The 18,639-nt window shown below is 63.2% G+C and carries 19 protein-coding genes and 1 other RNA gene; 15 read left to right on the top strand and 5 right to left on the bottom strand.

The features are described from left to right. Positions 1–75: 75 nt before the first annotated feature. Complete coding sequence (purB, locus tag L0U81_RS13310; RefSeq protein WP_233803342.1) at positions 76–1,464, bottom strand: adenylosuccinate lyase; 1,389 nt, start codon at positions 1,462–1,464, stop codon at positions 76–78. 163 nt (positions 1,465–1,627) lie between these two features. Between purB and L0U81_RS13305 the strand changes: the two genes are divergently transcribed. The 6 genes from L0U81_RS13305 (at position 1,628) to L0U81_RS13280 (ending at position 7,478) form a co-directional block, all read left to right on the top strand. After that, entirely contained in the window at positions 1,628–2,584 is a 957-nt protein-coding gene (locus L0U81_RS13305; protein ID WP_233803340.1) for a LysR family transcriptional regulator, read from the top strand. Between the two features lie 174 nt (positions 2,585–2,758). Beyond that, positions 2,759–4,072 carry a Glu/Leu/Phe/Val family dehydrogenase gene (locus L0U81_RS13300; RefSeq protein WP_233803338.1) on the top strand — a complete coding sequence of 438 codons (1,314 nt, stop codon included), beginning with the start codon at positions 2,759–2,761 and terminating at the stop codon, positions 4,070–4,072. A gap of 281 nt (positions 4,073–4,353) precedes the next feature. After that, a complete protein-coding gene (locus L0U81_RS13295) occupies positions 4,354–5,247 on the top strand; it encodes a glutamate/aspartate ABC transporter substrate-binding protein (protein ID WP_233803336.1) in 894 nt (297 codons plus the stop codon). Positions 5,248–5,338: 91 nt separating this feature from the next. Beyond that, positions 5,339–6,079, top strand: a complete 741-nt coding sequence (locus L0U81_RS13290; protein WP_233803334.1) for an amino acid ABC transporter permease — start codon at positions 5,339–5,341, stop codon at positions 6,077–6,079. Beyond that, positions 6,079–6,756, top strand: coding sequence for a glutamate/aspartate ABC transporter permease GltK (gene gltK / locus L0U81_RS13285; RefSeq protein WP_233803332.1), 678 nt, complete (start codon positions 6,079–6,081; stop codon positions 6,754–6,756). The genes L0U81_RS13290 and gltK overlap by 1 nt, the downstream gene beginning before the upstream one ends. After that, the gene (locus L0U81_RS13280; RefSeq protein ID WP_013090513.1) at positions 6,753–7,478 is read left to right on the top strand and encodes an amino acid ABC transporter ATP-binding protein; all 726 of its coding nucleotides are present in this window, start codon (positions 6,753–6,755) and stop codon (positions 7,476–7,478) included. Before gltK ends, L0U81_RS13280 begins: the two co-directional genes overlap by 4 nt. 105 nt (positions 7,479–7,583) lie before the next feature. On the opposite strand, the gene L0U81_RS13275 is transcribed toward L0U81_RS13280, so the two are convergent. Beyond that, the gene (locus L0U81_RS13275) at positions 7,584–8,519 is read right to left on the bottom strand and encodes a class II glutamine amidotransferase (protein ID WP_233803330.1); all 936 of its coding nucleotides are present in this window, start codon (positions 8,517–8,519) and stop codon (positions 7,584–7,586) included. A 162-nt stretch (positions 8,520–8,681) separates the two neighbouring features. Between L0U81_RS13275 and pyrC the strand changes: the two genes are divergently transcribed. The 3 genes from pyrC (at position 8,682) to rnpB (ending at position 11,149) form a co-directional block, all read left to right on the top strand. Further along, the gene (gene pyrC, locus L0U81_RS13270) at positions 8,682–9,743 is read left to right on the top strand and encodes a dihydroorotase (protein WP_233803329.1); all 1,062 of its coding nucleotides are present in this window, start codon (positions 8,682–8,684) and stop codon (positions 9,741–9,743) included. A gap of 11 nt (positions 9,744–9,754) precedes the next feature. Beyond that, positions 9,755–10,678, top strand: coding sequence for a DUF3025 domain-containing protein (locus tag L0U81_RS13265; protein WP_233803327.1), 924 nt, complete (start codon positions 9,755–9,757; stop codon positions 10,676–10,678). Positions 10,679–10,735: 57 nt separating this feature from the next. Next, an RNA gene (gene rnpB / locus L0U81_RS13260) (RNase P RNA component class A) lies at positions 10,736–11,149 on the top strand. A gap of 93 nt (positions 11,150–11,242) precedes the next feature. Here rnpB and L0U81_RS13255 read toward each other — a convergent pair. After that, on the bottom strand, positions 11,243–11,665 hold the full coding sequence (locus tag L0U81_RS13255) for an OsmC family protein (RefSeq protein WP_230562358.1): 423 nt from the start codon (positions 11,663–11,665) through the stop codon (positions 11,243–11,245). A 637-nt stretch (positions 11,666–12,302) separates the two neighbouring features. Here L0U81_RS13255 and rplM point away from each other — a divergent pair. The 3 genes from rplM (at position 12,303) to erpA (ending at position 13,735) form a co-directional block, all read left to right on the top strand. Continuing rightward, positions 12,303–12,731: a 50S ribosomal protein L13 gene (gene rplM, locus L0U81_RS13250; protein ID WP_013090508.1), complete on the top strand. Its 429-nt coding sequence runs from the start codon at positions 12,303–12,305 to the stop codon at positions 12,729–12,731. An 11-nt stretch (positions 12,732–12,742) separates the two neighbouring features. Continuing rightward, positions 12,743–13,135, top strand: a complete 393-nt coding sequence (rpsI, locus tag L0U81_RS13245; RefSeq protein WP_008919630.1) for a 30S ribosomal protein S9 — start codon at positions 12,743–12,745, stop codon at positions 13,133–13,135. 234 nt (positions 13,136–13,369) lie between these two features. Then, positions 13,370–13,735, top strand: a complete 366-nt coding sequence (gene erpA / locus L0U81_RS13240; RefSeq protein ID WP_013090506.1) for an iron-sulfur cluster insertion protein ErpA — start codon at positions 13,370–13,372, stop codon at positions 13,733–13,735. Between the two features lie 121 nt (positions 13,736–13,856). Here the strand turns inward: erpA and L0U81_RS13235 are convergent, their stop codons facing one another. Next, a complete protein-coding gene (locus L0U81_RS13235; protein ID WP_233804327.1) occupies positions 13,857–14,987 on the bottom strand; it encodes an anhydro-N-acetylmuramic acid kinase in 1,131 nt (376 codons plus the stop codon). A gap of 161 nt (positions 14,988–15,148) precedes the next feature. Here L0U81_RS13235 and tyrS point away from each other — a divergent pair, with 161 nt between their 5' ends. From tyrS to L0U81_RS13220, 3 genes are all read left to right on the top strand, one after another. Continuing rightward, positions 15,149–16,399: a tyrosine--tRNA ligase gene (gene tyrS / locus L0U81_RS13230; protein WP_233803325.1), complete on the top strand. Its 1,251-nt coding sequence runs from the start codon at positions 15,149–15,151 to the stop codon at positions 16,397–16,399. Beyond that, complete coding sequence (dtd, locus tag L0U81_RS13225) at positions 16,396–16,854, top strand: D-aminoacyl-tRNA deacylase (RefSeq protein WP_129957848.1); 459 nt, start codon at positions 16,396–16,398, stop codon at positions 16,852–16,854. The genes tyrS and dtd overlap by 4 nt, the downstream gene beginning before the upstream one ends. 105 nt (positions 16,855–16,959) lie before the next feature. Continuing rightward, on the top strand, positions 16,960–17,628 hold the full coding sequence (locus tag L0U81_RS13220; protein ID WP_233803323.1) for a histidine phosphatase family protein: 669 nt from the start codon (positions 16,960–16,962) through the stop codon (positions 17,626–17,628). A 36-nt stretch (positions 17,629–17,664) separates the two neighbouring features. Here L0U81_RS13220 and L0U81_RS13215 read toward each other — a convergent pair whose 3' ends face one another. Beyond that, positions 17,665–18,639 carry an oxygenase MpaB family protein gene (locus L0U81_RS13215; protein ID WP_233803321.1) on the bottom strand — a complete coding sequence of 325 codons (975 nt, stop codon included), beginning with the start codon at positions 18,637–18,639 and terminating at the stop codon, positions 17,665–17,667.

Raw genomic sequence — 18,639 nt, 5'->3', positions numbered from 1 at the left:
CCAGCTTCGATAGCAGGACGAAAAAAAGCCGCTCCAGGGAGCGGCTTTTTTATGCGCTGAAGTTGGACTAGCCGGTCAGCCGATCCGCTTCGCCAGCTCGACGGCCTTGCCGATGTACGAGCCCGGCGTCATCGCGAGCAGACGGTCTTTCGCGTCTTGCGGAATTGCCAGACCGCCGATAAAGCTCTGCAGCGCCTCGCGCGTGATGCCCTTGCCGCGCGTGAGTTCCTTCAGCTGTTCGTACGGATTCTCGATGCCATAACGGCGCATCACGGTCTGCACCGGCTCGGCCAGCACTTCCCAGCAGTTGTCGAGGTCTTCGTCCAGACGCTGCGCGTTCACTTCGAGCTTGTCGAGACCGCGGATCAGCGAGTCGTACGCGAGCAGCGAGTAGCCGAACGCGACGCCGATGTTGCGCAGCACCGTCGAGTCGGTCAGGTCGCGCTGCCAGCGCGACACCGGCAGCTTGTCGGCGAGGTGACGCAGCGTTGCGTTCGCGAGACCGAGGTTGCCTTCGGAGTTTTCGAAGTCGATCGGGTTGACCTTGTGCGGCATCGTCGACGAGCCGATTTCGCCGGCCTTCGTGCGCTGCTTGAAGTAGCCGACCGAGATGTAGCCCCACACGTCGCGGTCCAGATCCAGCAGGATCGTGTTCGCGCGCGAGATCGCGTCGAACAGCTCGGCCATGTAGTCGTGCGGCTCGATCTGGATCGTATAGGGATTGAACGTGAGCTTCAGGCGGTTCTCGACGACGTCCTTCGAGAACGCTTCCCAGTCGAACTCAGGATACGCGGACAGGTGCGCGTTGAAGTTGCCGACCGCGCCGTTCATCTTGCCGAGCAGTTCGACCTTTGCGATGCGCTCGATCGCACGTGCGAGACGCGCGGCGACGTTGGCGATTTCCTTGCCGAGCGTGGTCGGGCTGGCCGGCTGGCCGTGCGTGCGCGACAGCATCGGCTGGGCGGCGTGCGCGTGCGCGAGCGCGACGAGGCGTTGATGCACCGAACGCAGCGCCGGCAGGATCACGTGTTCGCGCGCGCCGGCAAGCATCAGGCCGTGCGACGTGTTGTTGATGTCTTCCGACGTGCACGCGAAGTGGATGAACTCGCTCGCGCGCTCCAGTTCTTCCTGACCCTTCACCGATTCCTTCAGCCAGTACTCGACCGCTTTCACGTCGTGATTCGTTACGCGCTCGATTTCCTTGATGCGCGCGGCGTCGTGCGCGGTGAAGCGCTCGGCCAGTTGCAGCAGGAACTGCTCGGACGCTTCGGAGAAGCGCGGCACTTCGGCGAAACCGGCGCGCGACAGCGCGATCAGCCAGTGGATTTCGACCGTCACGCGATTGCGCATGAAGGCGGCTTCCGAGAGCCAGTCGCGCAGGGCTTCGGTTTTCGCGGCATAGCGGCCGTCGAGCGGGGAGAGCGCGTTCAGCGCGAACAGGGTGTCGGGGTGGATGTCGGACATGATGAGAACCGGGTTGAAGCGTTGAGCGCTCAGCGAGCGGATCGGGGACAGACGGAACCGTGAATTTTACCACTGTGCCGTGATGGGCCTGCCCGGATGCGTCAGCCGCAGCCCGCGCCGCTAGAATGCAGACTTCTTCCCTCCCGATGGCAAGCGCAATCGCATGGAACTGAAATGGCTAGAAGACTTCATTTCGCTCGCGGAAACGCGTAGTTTCAGCCGCTCGGCCGAATTGCGCCACGTTACGCAGCCAGCTTTCTCGCGACGCATCCAGGCGCTCGAAGCGTGGCTCGGCACGGAATTGATCGACCGCTCGGTTTATCCGACGCGCCTTACGGCGGCCGGCCAGGTGTTCAACGAGCAGGCACTCACGATGCTGTCGCAGTTCCACGAGGCACGCGCGCTGTTGCGCGGCCACACGGCGACGCCGCAGGCGACGATCGAATTCGCGGTGCCGCACACGCTGTCGCTCACTTACTTCCCGCGCTGGCTGCAGCGCATCGAGGCGCAGATGGGCCCGATCCATACGCGACTGCGCGCACTGAACGTGCACGACGCGGCGCTGTCGCTGGTGGAAGGCGGCTGCGATCTGATGATGGGCTATCACCATCCGAGCCATCCGGTCGCGCTCGATCCCGCCCGCTACGACATGCTGACACTTGGCCATGAGCCGATCAGCCCGTTCTCGGTGCCGGCCCGGGCGGGCCGTCCGCGTTACACACTGCCGGGCTCGGCCGATGCACCCGCGCCCTATCTCTCGTACACGCCGAACGCGTACCTCGGGCGCATGACCGAGGTGATTCTCGCGAACGCGCCGGAGCGCCTGTACCTGGACCGTCTCTACGAAACCGACATGGCCGAGGGACTCAAGGCGATGGCGCTCGCCGGTCACGGCATCGCGTTTCTGCCGCATAGCGCGGTCGAAGATGCGGTGGCCGAAGGCCGGCTGATCCGCCTCGATCGCGCGACGCGCGGCACGCCTGAAGGACAACTGACCCTCACCATGGAGATTCGCCTGTATCGCGACAAGCTCGCCGCGAAAAGCGACGACGCGCGTCAGATCCTCGTGCGGCAGTTGTGGGACGTGGTGTCGGAAGAACTCAGGCAGGGCGGTGCATAAAACCCGGTATTAGACGCGGCATAAAACTCAAGCTCAAACCTGCATCGCGACGACGCGAATTTGCGGCTTTCCGAACGTTATGCAATAAAAACATAACGGGATAAGGAAACGGCATTGGATTTCGATACGGCGTTTTTCCACAATGCCCGTACTCGATCAAACGCCGGAGCGTTCATGTCATCCCAGCAACAAGCCGCACAATCTGCTTCAACGTTGCAGTCCGTTCCCTCCTACCTCAATAGCGAAGACCTCGGCCCCTGGGGCAACTACCTGCGCCAGGTCGACCGCGTCGCGCCGTATCTCGGTTCGCTGTCCCGCTGGCTCGAAACCCTGAAGCGCCCGAAGCGCATTCTCATCGTCGATGTGCCCATCGAGCTCGATAACGGCACGGTCGCGCACTTCGAGGGCTATCGCGTGCAGCACAACGTGTCCCGCGGCCCGGGCAAGGGCGGCGTGCGTTATCACCAGGACGTTACGCTGTCCGAAGTGATGGCGCTGTCCGCGTGGATGTCGGTGAAGAACGCCGCGGTGAACGTGCCGTACGGCGGCGCGAAGGGCGGCATTCGTGTCGATCCGCGCACGCTGTCGCGCGGCGAGCTGGAGCGCGTGACGCGCCGCTACACGAGCGAAATCGGCATCATCATCGGACCGAATACCGACATCCCCGCGCCGGACGTGAACACGAACGAGCAGATCATGGCGTGGATGATGGACACCTACTCGATGAACCAGGGCCAGACCGCTACCGGCGTCGTGACCGGCAAGCCGATCACGCTCGGCGGCTCGCTCGGGCGTCGCGAGGCGACCGGCCGCGGCGTGTTCGTGGTCGGCTGCGAAGCGGCGCGACGCATCGGCTTCGACATTGAAGGCGCGCGCATCGCGGTGCAGGGCTTCGGCAACGTCGGCGGGATCGCTGCGCGTCTTTTCCAGGAAGCGGGCGCGAGAGTCGTCGCGGTGCAGGACCACACCGGCTCGGTGTACAAGTCCGACGGCATCGACGCGGTCGCGCTGCTCGAATACGTCGCGAAGACGGGCGGCGTCGGCGGTTTCGCTGAAGCCGACGCGATTTCCAGCGATGAGTTCTGGACGGTCGAGTCTGACATCCTGATTCCGGCGGCGCTGGAAAATCAGATCACCGAAAAGAACGCCGGCAAGATCAGGACGAAGATCATCGTCGAAGGCGCGAACGGCCCGACCACGACGGCGGCCGACGACATCCTGCACGACCGCGGCATCCTCGTGATTCCGGACGTGGTCGCGAACGCGGGGGGCGTGACCGTTTCGTACTTCGAATGGGTGCAGGACTTCTCGAGCTTCTTCTGGACCGAGGACGAGATCAACGAGCGGCTCGAGCGCGTGATGCGCGAAGCGTTCGCGGCGGTTTGGCAGGTGTCGAGCGAGCAGAAGGTGTCGGTGCGCACGGCGGCTTTCATCGTCGCTTGTAAGCGGATTCTGCAAGCGCGCGAAATGCGTGGCTTGTATCCCTGATTGACCGTGTTCTACTCTGTTTGAAAAGGCGGTTACGCGGCCCTGTTTTCGGGCCGGGAGGCGCAACCGCCCGACTTTGTGCATCAGCGCGGTCCACAAGACGGCGTGCTTTACCGGCGGACGACATCTATCGATGCCGTCCGCCTTCGCATGCGCGCGAAACGGCTGTGCGACGGCGCCGTGGACTCATCGCGGCGTGCGCGCAACAGCACGGTTAATAGTATTACTTTCAGAAAAATTACTTTGCTACACTGGCGCCCGTTCTTGCATAGGAGATCAACATGAAGATTAAAAAAGCTGCGCTGCTGCTTGCGACTCTCGGTTTGTTTACGGTTGGCGCGCACGCGCAAGATTCAGGCACACTGAAAAAGATCAAGGACACGGGCGTCATTTCGCTGGGCCATCGCGAATCGTCGATTCCGTTCTCGTATTACGACGACAAGCAGAACGTGATCGGCTACTCGCAGGATTACGCGATGAAGATCGTCGAGGCCGTCAAGCAGAAGCTGAACATGCCGAACCTGAAGGTCAAGCTCGTGCCGATCACGTCGCAGAACCGCATTCCGCTGGTGCAGAACGGCACGATCGACATCGAGTGCGGCTCCACCACGAATAACCTCGAGCGCCAGCAACAGGCCGCCTTCTCGAACACGATCTTCGTGATCGGCACGCGCCTCATGACCAGGAAAGACTCCGGCATCAAGGACTTCCCGGACCTGAAGGGCAAGACGGTCGTGACGACCGCTGGCACCACGTCCGAGCGCATCCTTCGCAAGATGAATCAGGACAAGAGCATGGGCATGAACATCATCAGCGCAAAGGATCACGGCGAGTCGTTCCTGACGCTGTCGACGGGTCGCGCCGCAGCGTTCATGATGGACGACGCGCTGCTCGCCGGCGAGCGCGCGAAGTCGAGCAACCCGGGCGATTTCGTGATCGTCGGCGCGCCGCAATCGCGTGAGGCGTACGGCTGCATGTTGCGCAAGAACGACGCCGACTTCAAGAAGGTCGCCGACGACGCAATCGCAAAGGTGCAAACGTCGAGCGAAGGCGAGCAGATCTACAAGCGCTGGTTCGAATCGCCGATCCCGCCGAAGGGCCTGAACCTGAACTTCCCGATGAGCGACGATATGCGTGCGCTGTTCAAGAATCCGAACGACAAGGCAATCGACTAAACGCTAGCTGCTTTTTCGACACTTTCGTAACGCTGAACGGGACGGAAGGGGCCACGCGCTTCTTCCGTTTCTTTTTGCCGGAGTCTTCGTCATGTCATATCACTGGAACTGGGGCATTCTGCTGAGTCCCGTCTCCACGGGCGAGCCGACTACCTATCTGGGCTGGCTGTTGTCGGGTCTGTGGGTGACGGTCACCGTGTCGTTGTCGGCATGGGTGATCGCGCTGATCGTCGGCTCGTTGTTCGGTGTGCTGCGCACGGTGCCGAACAAATGGGCGTCGGGCATCGGCACCGTCTACGTCGCAATTTTCCGCAACATTCCGCTGATCGTGCAGTTCTTTATCTGGTATCTGGTGATACCGGAGTTGCTGCCTGTGTCGATCGGCAACTGGTTCAAGCAATTGCCGCCGAGCGCGCAGTTCTTCTCCTCGTCGATCGTGTGTTTGGGTCTCTTCACCGCCGCGCGCGTGTGCGAGCAGGTGCGCTCGGGCATCAACGCGTTGCCGCGCGGCCAGCGCGCGGCCGGTCTCGCGGTGGGCTTCACCCAATGGCAGACGTATCGCTACGTGCTGCTGCCGGTCGCATACCGGATCATCGTGCCGCCGCTCACCTCGGAGTTTCTGAACATCTTCAAGAACTCCGCGGTCGCCTCGACGATCGGTCTGCTCGATCTGTCCGCGCAGGCGCGTCAGCTCGTTGACTACACGTCGCAGACGTATGAGTCGTTTATTGCGGTCACGCTCGCGTACATGCTGATCAATCTGATCGTGATGCAACTGATGCGCTGGGTCGAAGCGAAGACCCGGCTGCCCGGCTATATCGGAGGCAAGTGATGCATCATTTCGACTGGAGCGGTATTCCGGGCGCGCTGCCTACGCTGTGGACCGGCGCCATCATCACGTTCAAGATCACGCTGATCGCGATCGTGTTCGGCATCATCTGGGGCACCATTCTCGCGATGTTCCGGCTGTCGCCCATCAAGCCCCTCGCGTGGTTCGCGCAGGGCTACGTGACGATCTTCCGTTCGATCCCGCTCGTGATGGTGCTGCTGTGGTTCTTCCTGATCGTGCCGCAGGTGCTGCAAAGCGTGCTCGGTCTGTCGCCGGACATCGACATCCGGCTCGCCTCGGCGATGGTCGCGTTCTCGCTGTTCGAGGCCGCGTATTATTCCGAGATCATCCGCGCCGGCATTCAGTCGGTGCCGCGCGGCCAGGTCAACGCGTCATTCGCGCTGGGCATGACCTATGGTCAGGCGATGCGTCTGATCATACTGCCGCAGGCGTTCCGCGCGATGGTGCCGCTGTTGCTCACGCAAGGTATCGTGCTGTTTCAGGATACTTCGCTCGTCTACGTGATCAGCCTCGCCGACTTCTTCCGCACGGCCACGAATATTGGCGATCGTGACGGCACGAATGTCGAGATGGTACTGTTCGCGGGCGCAGTTTATTTCGTGATCTGCGTGATCGCGTCGAGCCTCGTCAAAGGTCTTCAGAAAAAGGTCGCAAGATGATCTCTATCAAGAATGTTTCGAAGTGGTATGGCCACTTCCAGGTGCTGACCGACTGCACGACGGAAGTCAAAAAGGGCGAAGTGGTCGTGGTGTGCGGGCCGTCCGGTTCGGGCAAGTCCACGCTGATCAAGACCGTCAACGGCCTCGAGCCGTTTCAGAAGGGTGAGATCGTCATCAACGGCCAGTCGCTGACCGACAAGAAAACCAATCTGTCGAAGCTGCGCTCGAAGGTCGGCATGGTGTTCCAGCACTTCGAGCTGTTCCCGCATCTGTCGATCGTGCAGAACCTGACGCTCGCGCAGATCAAGGTGCTCGGCCGCTCGAACGACGAGGCGACCGCGAAGGGCCTGAAGCTGCTCGATCGCGTGGGTCTGCGCGCGCATGCGGACAAGTATCCGGGGCAGCTGTCCGGTGGTCAGCAGCAGCGTGTGGCGATTGCGCGCGCGCTGTCGATGGACCCGATTGCGATGCTGTTCGACGAGCCGACCTCGGCGCTCGACCCGGAGATGATCAACGAAGTGCTCGACGTGATGGTCGAACTCGCGCAGGAAGGCATGACCATGATGTGCGTGACGCACGAAATGGGCTTCGCGAAGAAGGTCGCACATCGCGTGATCTTCATGGACAAGGGCTTGATCGTCGAGGACGACCGCAAGGAAGACTTCTTTGCGAATCCGAAGTCGGATCGCGCGAAGGATTTTCTCGCGAAGATCCTGCACTGAGGATTGGCGCGCAGGCCTCGGTCCGGGGCTTGCGTCGGATGAAAGAAAGCCAGCCGCTCCACGGAGCGGCTTTTTATTGCCCGGGTTCAAGGGGGCGGCAGCGGCCTAGGACTCGAACGCCGCCGTGTCGTCCGCGGCTTCGAGATCCGCCTCGCTGTCGGACGAAAGCGTGGCTCCGCTCGACGCCGCGATCGTCGCGGCCGACGCCGATGCATCGAGCGCCGGATTGCGCAGCTTCTCGAGCACCGACTCCGGCACCGGAATGTTGGTGCGACCGATCACTTCGCCATGCTGGAACATCAGCAGATCGCCGGGCTTGAACGCGGTCCACACTTCGTTGTCGGTCAGCGGCTTGGTGGCGATCACCGCGACGCGGTCTTCGGGCGTCGTGTATTTGGCGAAATCGATCGACACGTCTGCGTCGACCAGATGCGCGGTCGAAAACGGCCAACGGCGCACAAGGTAATGCAGATGCGTCGAGCAATGCGCGAACAGCGCCTGGCCATTCGACATCAGGAAATTGAACACGCCGTATTGCGTGATGTCGCGCGTGAGCGCTTCGAGCGCGGCGAGGAGTTCGTGAAGCGGTGGTTGCTGCGTGCCCGGGAAGGCCTTGCGCAAACCTTGCAGCAGCGCGCAGAACGCGAGCTCGCTGTCGGTCGTGCCGACTGGCTGGTACACGCCGTTCAACTCCGGCGCGTAAGCCTGCAGATCGCCGTTATGCGCGAAGATCCAGTGACGCCCCCACAGCTCGCGCATGAACGGGTGGCAGTTTTCGAGCAGGATGTGCCCTTGCGTCGCCTTGCGGATGTGCGCGATCGTGTTTTTGGATTTGATCGGGTAGCGCTTGACCATCTCGGCGATCGGCGATGTGGCCGACGATTGATGATCGATGAACAGCCGGCAGGCCTTGTCCTCGAAGAAAGCGATGCCCCAGCCGTCGGCGTGGTGATCGGTGACGCCGCCACGCGCCGCGAAACCGGTGAAGGAAAACGTGACGTCCGTCGGCGCGGCGCAGTTCATTCCGAGAAGTTGGCACATGTTGCGGTGAGCCTGTGAACGGAGCGAGCCGTTACAATGATGATTTTCCAAGCATATCACCGAGCCGGAGACGCCAAATAGCAGAATTGACATGTGTTCGGGCCGCAACAACGCGGTTTGACCGGTCGATCAGCCAGGCGCGCGAAGTCTCGTTTCCCTGCCATGACTGCTTCCAACGTTTCCCCTGATTCCATCACGCTAGTCCGCCCGGACGACTGGCACCTGCACGTGCGCGACGGCGCGATGCTCGCGGCCGTGCTGCCTGATACGGCGCGCCAGTTCGGTCGCGCGATCATCATGCCGAACCTGAAGCCGCCGGTCACGACGACGGCGATGGCCGGGGCATATCGCGAGCGCGTCATCGCGGCGATTCCCGAGGGCGCGAAATTCGAGCCGCTGATGACGCTGTACCTGACCGACAACACGCCGCCCGACGAAATCCGCCGCGCGCGCGAAAGCGGCTTCGTGCACGGCGTGAAGCTGTACCCGGCGGGTGCGACGACGAACTCCGACGCGGGCGTCACCGACCTGATGAAGTGCGCGAAGACGCTGGAAGTGATGCAGGAAGTCGGCATGCCGCTGCTCGTGCATGGCGAGGTGACGGATTCGGACATCGATCTGTTCGACCGCGAGAAGGTCTTCATCGATCGCGTGATGATGCCGCTGCGTCGCGAGTTTCCGGCGCTGAAGGTCGTGTTCGAGCACATCACGACGAAGGACGCGGTCGACTACATCCGTGAATCGGGCGCCGCTCCCGAACTGCTCGGCGCGACGATCACCGCGCATCACCTGCTGTACAACCGCAACGCGATCTTCCAGGGCGGCATCCGTCCGCATTACTACTGTCTGCCGGTGCTCAAGCGCGAGACGCATCGCGTCGCGCTGGTCGAGGCGGCGACATCCGGCAATCCACGCTTCTTTCTCGGCACCGACAGCGCGCCGCATCCAAAGGGGCTGAAGGAGCATGCGTGCGGATGCGCGGGCTGCTACACCGCGCTGCACGCGCTCGAGCTTTACACCGAAGCGTTCGACAAGGCCGGCGCGCTCGACAAGCTCGAAGGCTTCGCGAGCTTCCACGGTCCGGACTTCTACCGTTTGCCGCGCAATACGGAGAAGGTCACGCTGCGTCGCGAGGAGTGGACGTTGCCGGCCGAGCTGCCGGCGGGCGATACGCCGGTCGTGCCGCTGCGAGGCGGTGAGTCGATTGGCTGGCGTCTCGTTTGAGGCTGCGCTAGATGCGGGAGCTTGGGGCGCGGCAGCGCGCTGCGGATGAGGTCGCGGTGAAAGCGGGCTCCGCAGTAGCGCACGAAGCCGCGGCCAAAGCCGCGCGCGGCATGGCAACCGAACCTCTATCACCAGGCTTCGCCGCAATCGACTGGTCGAAGGCGTGGTTTGCGCAATTCGCCGCTCGCGGTCAGCGCTGGCAGCAAGCCGCGCTGACCGGCTACGCGGACCTGCTCGCCGTGATGAACGCCGACGCCGCCCAGATGCAACAAACCACCGGCCGCGGCCAGCGTCTTGCGTTCATCGCGCAGGACGATCTGCCGGCGGGCGCCGCGTACGAGGCGCATATCGCGTCGACCGGTTGCGTGCCGACGCGCCACAATCTGCACGACTTCTTCAACGGCTCGATGTGGTTCGCCTTTCCGCGCATCAAGGCGGCGCTGAACGCGCGCCAGTCGGCGGAACTCGACGTGCTTGGCGTCGGCCCGACGCGCGGCGGCGTGCGCGACATGTTGACCCTGTTCGACGAAAACGCGCTGCTGTTCGCTTGCGCCGATCCTTCGCTGAGCGCCGCGCTACGCGGCTTCGACTGGCAGACGCTGTTCGTCGCGCGGCGCGATGCGTGGGGCCGAGGCTGTGAAGTGCGCTGCTTCGGCCATGCGCTGCTGGAGAAGCTGATCGCGCCGTTCAAGGGCTGCACCGGCCATGCCTGGATCGTCGACGTGCCGGCAGCGTATTTCGACTGGGATACCGCTGCGCGCAACGCGTGGCTCGACGAAGCGGTCAGCGCGGCGCTGCTCGGCACCGACGCTTTGACCAGCCGCATGTTCGCGCCGCTGCCCGTGCTCGGCATTCCGGGCTGGTGGCCTGATAACGAATCGCCAGCGTTCTACGACGACACGTCCGTGTTTCGCGCGGGGCGGCGCAAGCGCTAGGCGCGGCACAGGTCGGCGCCGGCGGGATCCGCGTTCGGTGTTAAAATTCGCGCCAGCAAAGCAGGCCAGGCAGTCGCGGCCTCGACGGTTTCGGCCAACGAGGGCGAGGAAAGTCCGGACTCCACAGGGCAGGGTGATGGCTAACGGCCATCCGTGGCGACACGCGGAACAGGGCAACAGAAAGCAAACCGCCGATGGCCCGGCGCAAGCCGGGATCAGGTAAGGGTGAAACGGTGCGGTAAGAGCGCACCGCGGCTGTCGCAAGGCAGACCGGCACGGTAACCTCCACCCGGAGCAATTCCAAGTAGGCAGGCGCGCATCTTCGCGATGCAGGACGGGGCCCCCGTCTCGTCTGCGGGTAGGAAGCTTGAGCGCGTCAGTAATGGCGCGCCTAGAGGAATGGCTGCCACGCGCGTCGCGTCTTCGGACGCGGCGCGTGCACAGAATCCGGCTTATCGGCCTGCTTTGCCGCCAAATAAGAAAAGCCGGCGTCCGTTGGGACGCCGGCTTTTTCATTTGAGGCACGGATGGCGGCCATGACCGCCATCACTATCGCTATCGCGCTCAGATTGCGACGATGTCGAACGAATGCGTGAGTTCGGCGGTCTTCGCGATCATGATCGACGCCGAGCAATACTTGTCGTGCGACAGATTGATCGCGCGCTCGACGGTTGCGGGGTTCAGATTCTTGCCCGTCACCGTGAAGTGGAAATGGATCTTCGTGAACACCTTCGGATCTTCGCTCGCGCGCTCGGCCTTCAGCGTCACCGAGCAGCCGGCGATCTCCTGACGGCTCTTCTTCAGGATCATCACGACGTCGTAGGCGGTGCAGCCGCCGGTGCCGAGCAGCACCATTTCCATCGGACGCGGCGCGAGATTGCGGCCGCCACCTTCGGGTGCGCCGTCCATCGTGACCAGATGGCCGCTACCCGTCTCGGCCGCGAACGCCATCCCGTCTTGCCCCATCCAGCTTACTTTGCATTCCATGCTGTGACTCCCACCGCGCATCGCTATATCGAGTCGGCATTGTAGCCCGGTGTCTGACAATTAGCTCACGCCGCGCGCATCGCGAGTCTATGCATCCTGATTGCTTTTTTGCTGCGGTGCAGAATGGAAGGGCGATTCCCGAATCTTCCCAGCGACTTAGGGGTTTCGCTCTAGAGGACGTCTGATGCGGTTTGGGTTCTTTAATCCTTAGTGCTTGATCCAAAAGAAGTTTCGCAAAACGCGTTCCGCTTTACGATTTTTTTACATTATGAAAACACATTTCGTAATGCAAATGTTCTTGCGTCGCACAAGGGCGGCTCTTATAATCTGTCCCATCGTTGCAGCAGTTCTGCAACCTCCGCTGTCTCCTCCACCTCCTCCTTTGGTGGATTAAACCCGAACCGCTCGTTCGGGTTTTTTTTCGCCCGCATTTGTCCGGCGTTTCGCCCCGTTTTCGGACCGTTCGCGGCGAGTGCATCACGCATTTTGACTTGCGAGCACAAATTCCTTTATAATTCAGGGCTTTTCCGCATCCGCGCCCGCGGAGGAAGAACCAGGGAGAGCCTGCACGCGCCTCGATGCGCACACTACAAGCAGGAAAGAACACATTGGGCGCAGCAATTTTTTTGGATCGATCATGAAGACGTTTTCCGCAAAAGCCCATGAGGTGACGCGCGAATGGTACGTGATTGACGCGACGGATAAGGTTCTCGGGCGTGTCGCCAGCGAAGTGGCACACCGTCTTCGCGGCAAGCACAAGCCTGAATTCACTCCCCACGTCGACACCGGTGATTTCATCATCGTTATCAACGCCGGCAAGCTGAAGGTCACGGGCAACAAGGTTACCGACAAGAAGTACTACCGTCACTCCGGCTACCCGGGCGGTATCTATGAAACGACGTTCGGCAAGATGCAGGAACGCTTCCCGGGCCGCGCGCTCGAGAAGGCGGTCAAGGGCATGCTGCCGAAGGGCCCGCTCGGCTACGCGATGATCAAGAAGCTGAAGGTCTACGCTGACGCAACGCATCCGCATTCGGCACAACAGCCGAAGGCGCTCGAGATCTAAGGGGAGCCCACATGATCGGTAACTGGAATTACGGCACGGGCCGCCGCAAGAGCGCCGTCGCTCGCGTGTTCATCAAGGCAGGCAAGGGCGACATCGTCGTCAACGGCAAGCCCATCGCCGACTACTTCTCGCGCGAAACGTCGCTGATGATCGTCCGTCAGCCGCTGGAACTCACGAACCACGGCACCACGTTCGACATCAAGGTCAACGTGACGGGTGGCGGTGAAACGGGTCAAGCCGGTGCGGTTCGCCACGGCATCACCCGCGCGCTGATGGACTACGACGCAACGCTGAAGCCGGAGCTGTCGAAGGCTGGCTTCGTCACGCGTGACGCTCGTGAAGTCGAACGTAAGAAGGTCGGCTTCCACAAGGCACGTCGCCGCAAGCAGTTCTCGAAGCGTTAATCGTTTCGGGCGCAAACCGGGCTTCACGCCGGTTTGCAGCAAAAGCCGCCAACGCCACGCGCGAAGGCGGCTTTTTTTATGGTTCGCCGGGGTTCGCGGGCCGGTCTCGCTCGCTTGATCGGCAGCGAATCGCCTTGCATTGTCCTTTCAGCAAGAACCCATTGATTTTGTGGGCTTCGGCACGATATCCGGATCAGCCCTACAATACCGGCTAAAGCTATTTGGAGAGTTCGAATGAACGCAGTCACCGACACCCCCGTGACCGAGATGCCGGCCCCCTTCGTCTTTACCGACGCAGCGGCTGACAAGGTCAAGCAACTGATCGATGAGGAAGGCAACCCGGAGCTCAAGCTGCGCGTGTTCGTGCAGGGCGGCGGCTGCTCGGGCTTCCAGTACGGCTTCACGTTTGACGAAGCGATCAACGAAGACGACACCGTGATGAACAAGAGCGGCGTCCAACTGCTGATCGACTCGATGAGCTACCAGTACCTGGTCGGCGCCGAGATCGACTACAAGGACGACATCAACGGCGCGCAGTTCGTCATCAAGAACCCGAACGCGACTACGACCTGCGGTTGCGGCTCGTCGTTCTCGGTCTGAGCGCAAAGGCTCGTCAAGCCACAGCGAAAGAAACGGGGCCGAGAGGCCCCGTTTCTCATTGCATTCGCGCCGCAGACGCAGCGTGCGGCAGCCAAAGGCGTTTGTTTTCCCCCATCCCTTCTCAGCGCGGATAAATCGCCCCCAGCACCCGCTCCGCGGACGCCCCGGTCACGCTCGGCAGATTACCCGGCAGACGCGCGATGCAGCGCATCGCGAGCCACGCGAACGCGAGCGGCTCGACCTGGCTCGGCGGCACGCCGAGCGCGTCGGTCGTCATCACGGGTAGTCCGCTTACGCCGCTGTCTTCGAGTGCCTGCTGCAACGCCTTCATGATTTCCGGATTGCGCGCACCGCCGCCGCACACATACACCGCGCGCGCGTCGGAGGCATGACGCTCGATCTCGCGCGCGACCGTCACCGCGGTCAGCGCGACGAGCGTCGCCTGTACGTCGGCTGGCGCAAGCGCGGCGAACGGCTCGAGCTTCGCATCGAGCCATGCGGTGTTGAACAGATCGCGGCCGGTGCTCTTGGGCGGCTGCTCGGCGAAGAACGGCTCGTCGAGCAACGCGTTCAGCAGCTTGCGATCCACCTGGCCGTTCGCCGCGAAATGACCGTTTTCGTCGAATGGCTTGCCGAGATGGCGCTCGGCCCACGCGTCGAGCAGCGCGTTCGCCGGGCCGCAGTCAAAGCCGCGTACCCCGCCGGTCGCGCTCAGGATCGTGATGTTGCTGATGCCGCCAAGATTGCAGACGACGCGCGTTTCGTCCTTCGCGCCGAAGATCGTCGCGTGAAAAGCGGGCACGAGCGGTGCGCCCTGGCCGCCTGAGGCGACGTCGCGGCTGCGGAAATCGGCGACCACGTCGATATGCAACATTTCCGCGAGCAGCGCCGGGTTGTTGATCTGTCGCGTATAGCCCTTTTCTGGACGATGCCGCACGGTCTGTCCATGCACGCCGATCGCGCGGACGTCGTCGGCCGACACGCGGCTGTCGCGCAGCAGATCGTGACAGCATACCGTGTAGCGCGCCGCAAGCGCGTTGGCGGCGAGCGCCTCGCGCTCGATCTCGTTGTCCCCCGGCTGCTGCAGCGCGAACAGTGCCTGGCGAATGCCGGCCGAGAAGCCGACGAACGCTTCGGCCAGCACCTCGGGCGCCTTCCCTCTGGCAAACCGGACGGCCACGCCGTCCACGCCGTCCATACTGGTTCCCGACATCAGTCCGAAATAGATGCCGTCTGCGGGGTCTTGCGCCACGTCGCTGCTCCTGTCGATGTTCATTGCGATTCGTTGTAGCAGATTATCGACGCAAGCGCGGCCCAAGATAAGCGCGGCGTGGCTGCCCCGCACGCGTCAGTGGGCGCGGCGGCGCGCATCTATGGGACAATCCTGTTTTTTCGCGACTTCACGTTTCCAGCATGAGCACCGAGTCCACCCAGCCCAATCCCGCTTCCGCCTTCCCGATCACCGACGAAGTCCGTCATGCGCTCGCCGTGACCAAGCGAGGCGTCGACGAACTGCTGATCGAAGACGAATTCGCGCAAAAGCTCGCGCGGAGCGCGGCGACGGGCAAGCCGCTGCGCATCAAGCTCGGCCTTGATCCGACCGCGCCCGACATCCACATCGGCCACACGGTCGTGCTGAACAAGATGCGCCAGCTGCAGGACCTCGGCCACACGGTGATTTTCCTGATCGGCGATTTCACGTCGTTAATCGGCGATCCGTCGGGGCGTAACGCGACCCGCCCGCCGCTCACGCGCGAGCAGATCGAATCGAACGCGAAGACCTACTTCGAGCAGGCCGCGCTCGTGCTCGATCGCGACAAGACCGAGATCCGCTACAACAGCGAATGGTCGATGCCGCTCGGCGCCGACGGCATGATCAAGCTCGCGTCGCGCTACACGGTCGCGCGCATTCTCGAGCGCGAGGACTTCACGAAGCGCTTCCAGGGCGGCGTGCCGATCTCGATCCACGAATTCCTGTACCCGCTGATGCAGGGCTACGACTCGGTCGCGCTGAACGCGGACCTCGAACTCGGCGGCACGGACCAGAAGTTCAACCTGCTGGTCGGCCGCGAGTTGCAGAAGCAGTACGGCCAGGAGCAGCAATGCATCCTGACGATGCCGCTGCTCGAAGGGCTCGACGGCGTCGAGAAGATGTCGAAGTCGAAGAACAACTACATCGGCATCAGCGAAAAGCCGACCGACATGTTCGGCAAGCTGATGAGCATCTCCGACACGCTGATGTGGCGTTACTTCGAACTGCTGTCGTTCCGTCCGCTGGACGAGATCGCCGGCTTCAAGCGTGAAGCCGACGCTGGCCGCAATCCGCGCGACTTCAAGGTGATGCTCGGCCAGGAAATCGTCGCGCGTTTCCACTCGCAGGCGGATGCCGAGCGCGCGCTCGACGACTTCAATCATCGCGCGAAGGGCGGCGTGCCCGACGATATTCCCGCGGTGACGCTCGCGGGCGCACCGCTCGCGATCGGCCAATTGCTGAAGCAGGCGAACCTCGTGCCGTCGACGAGCGAGGCGTTGCGCAACATCGAGCAGGGCGGCGTGAAGATCGACGGCACTGCGGTGTCCGACAAGGGCCTGAAGGTCGAAGCGGGCGAGTACGTCGTGCAGGTCGGCAAGCGCCGCTTCGCGCGCGTGACGCTGACGGCGTGATCGCGCTGATCCAACGCGTGCGGCGCGCCGAAGTGCGCGTCGCCGATCGCGTGACCGGCGCGATCGACGCGGGTCTGCTGGCGCTCGTGTGCGCGGAGCGCGGCGACACCGAGGCCGCGGCCGACAAGCTGCTCGCCAAGGTGCTCGGCTACCGCGTGTTCAGCGACGCGGCCGGCAAGATGAACCTGTCGGTGCAGAATCTCGACGGTGCTGGTCGTGCGGGCGGCCTGCTGCTCGTCTCGCAATTCACGCTCGCGGCCGATACCAACAGCGGCCTGCGCCCGAGCTTCACGCCGGCCGCGCCGCCCGACGAGGGCAAGCGCCTGTTTGATTACTTCGTCGCGGCCGCGCGCGCGAAGCATCCGATCGTCGAGACGGGCGAGTTCGGCGCGGATATGCAGGTGTCGCTCGTCAACGACGGGCCGGTCACATTCTGGTTGCAGACCAACGCATAAAAGAGCGCTAGCGTTCAAGCGCTCCGTCGCCGCAAGCGAGGTGCGCCGCCGCTTTTTGCGACAATAGTCGCTCGGCACAATCGGCGAACGGCGCCCCTCTTTCTCATGACGACGCAGATCCTGTTTATCCGGCACGGCGAGACCGACTGGAACCGCATCAAGCGCATCCAAGGCCACATTGACATTCCGCTCGCGGCGACGGGTATCGCGCAAGCGCGACGTCTCGCGCAGCGCTTTGCCGTTGAGGCGAAGCAGGGCGCGCGGCTCGACGCGATCTATTCAAGCGACCTGCAGCGCGCGCGGCAGACCGCGCAGCCGATCGGCGATGCGCTCGGCCTGCCGCTACTTTCGCGCGAGAACTTGCGTGAGCGCTCGTACGGCGCGTTCCAGGGCCATGACAGCGACGAAATCGCGCAACGTTTCCCCGACGAATACGCGCAGTGGCAAACTCGCGATCCCGGCTTCGCGCCGCCCGAAGGCGAGTCGCAACGTGTGTTCTACCACCGCATCGTGCATGCGATCGAGCCGCTCGTCGCCGCGCATCCGGGCGGGCGCATTGCCTGTGTCACGCATGGCGGCGTGCTCGACTGCGTGCGCCGCTTTGCGACCGGCATGCGGCTCGACGCGCCGCGCGACTACCCGCTGCTGAACTCCAGCCTGAACGTCGTGGATTACGTGGACGGTCGCGCGACGATCGTCGCGTGGGCGGACGTATCGCATCTCGACGCGGGCAGCGCCGACGATGATGGTTTCAGGAAGGGGCCAGGGCGCTAAGCAAAGGCGGGAAATGGCCCGAGACGCGTGCCGCAATCAATCCTGCTTCCGCACCGCCGTGGCGCGGCGCCTGGCCCGCTTCGATATCCCATTGACCAGCGCCCAGCGAATCACCGGCGCGACGACCCGCACGCCGGGCCGCGTGAAGGTTCGACGCAGCGCCGCGTAGCGATTCAAGCCGAGCATCGTCTGCGCCCAGTCGGGCAGCAGATCGACGCCGGCGTTGAGCATCAGCGTGCCGGCGGGCCGCATCGCGAAGCTTGGCGCCGGCGCGTTCATCAGAATCCTGACGACTTCGCGCGTGCGCTCGCTGGCAACCATCGCGGGCCGCATCGCGAGCAGGTACGCTTCGATTTCGGCGCGCGAGCGCGGAATGTCGATGGCGCCGAGCATTTCCGCGATGCGCGCGGTCTCTGCGAAGTATTGATCCTGCGCGGCGACGGACAGCACCGGATTCACGTAGCGCAGATGTGCGGTCATGAAGCTCGACACTTCCGCGACGTGCACCCATGTCAGCAACGCGGGCTCGCTCGCGCGATACGACTGGCCGTCCGGCGCGAGGCCGGTCACGTCGAGATGGATACGCTTCACACGTTCGATCAGCGCGAGCGCATCGTCCTTGCTGCCGTACGTCGTGCCGGCGATGAACGTCGCCGTGCGGCGCAGCCGGCCCAGAATGTCGGTGCGAAAGCTCGAATGGTCCCAGACGCCCGCGAGCGCGAGCGGATGCAGCGCCTGCAGCAGTAGCGCGCTGATGCCGCCCGTCATCATCGACGTGAAGTCGGCGTGGACTTTCCAGCAGACGGAGTCGGGCCCGAACAGGCCGGGGTCGCCCGGCGGTGACGAGTAGTCGAGCACGGGGCCGCTGCCGGTCGTCAGATGCGTGACGCCGGCGGCGAGCTTCGAGCGCAGGCGATGGGTGAGCCGCTGTGTGAAGTTGCCGGACGGGTCTCCGGCGGGATTGACGGGGGAATGGTTGGACGGGCCGGGTTGCTGGGTCTGGTCGGACAT

This window comes from Paraburkholderia sp. HP33-1, assembly GCF_021390595.1.
Taxonomy (GTDB): Bacteria; Pseudomonadota; Gammaproteobacteria; order Burkholderiales; family Burkholderiaceae; genus Paraburkholderia.
The sequence above is the reverse complement of the archived record's forward strand: the minus strand, read 5'-3'. Positions and strand labels throughout refer to the sequence as shown.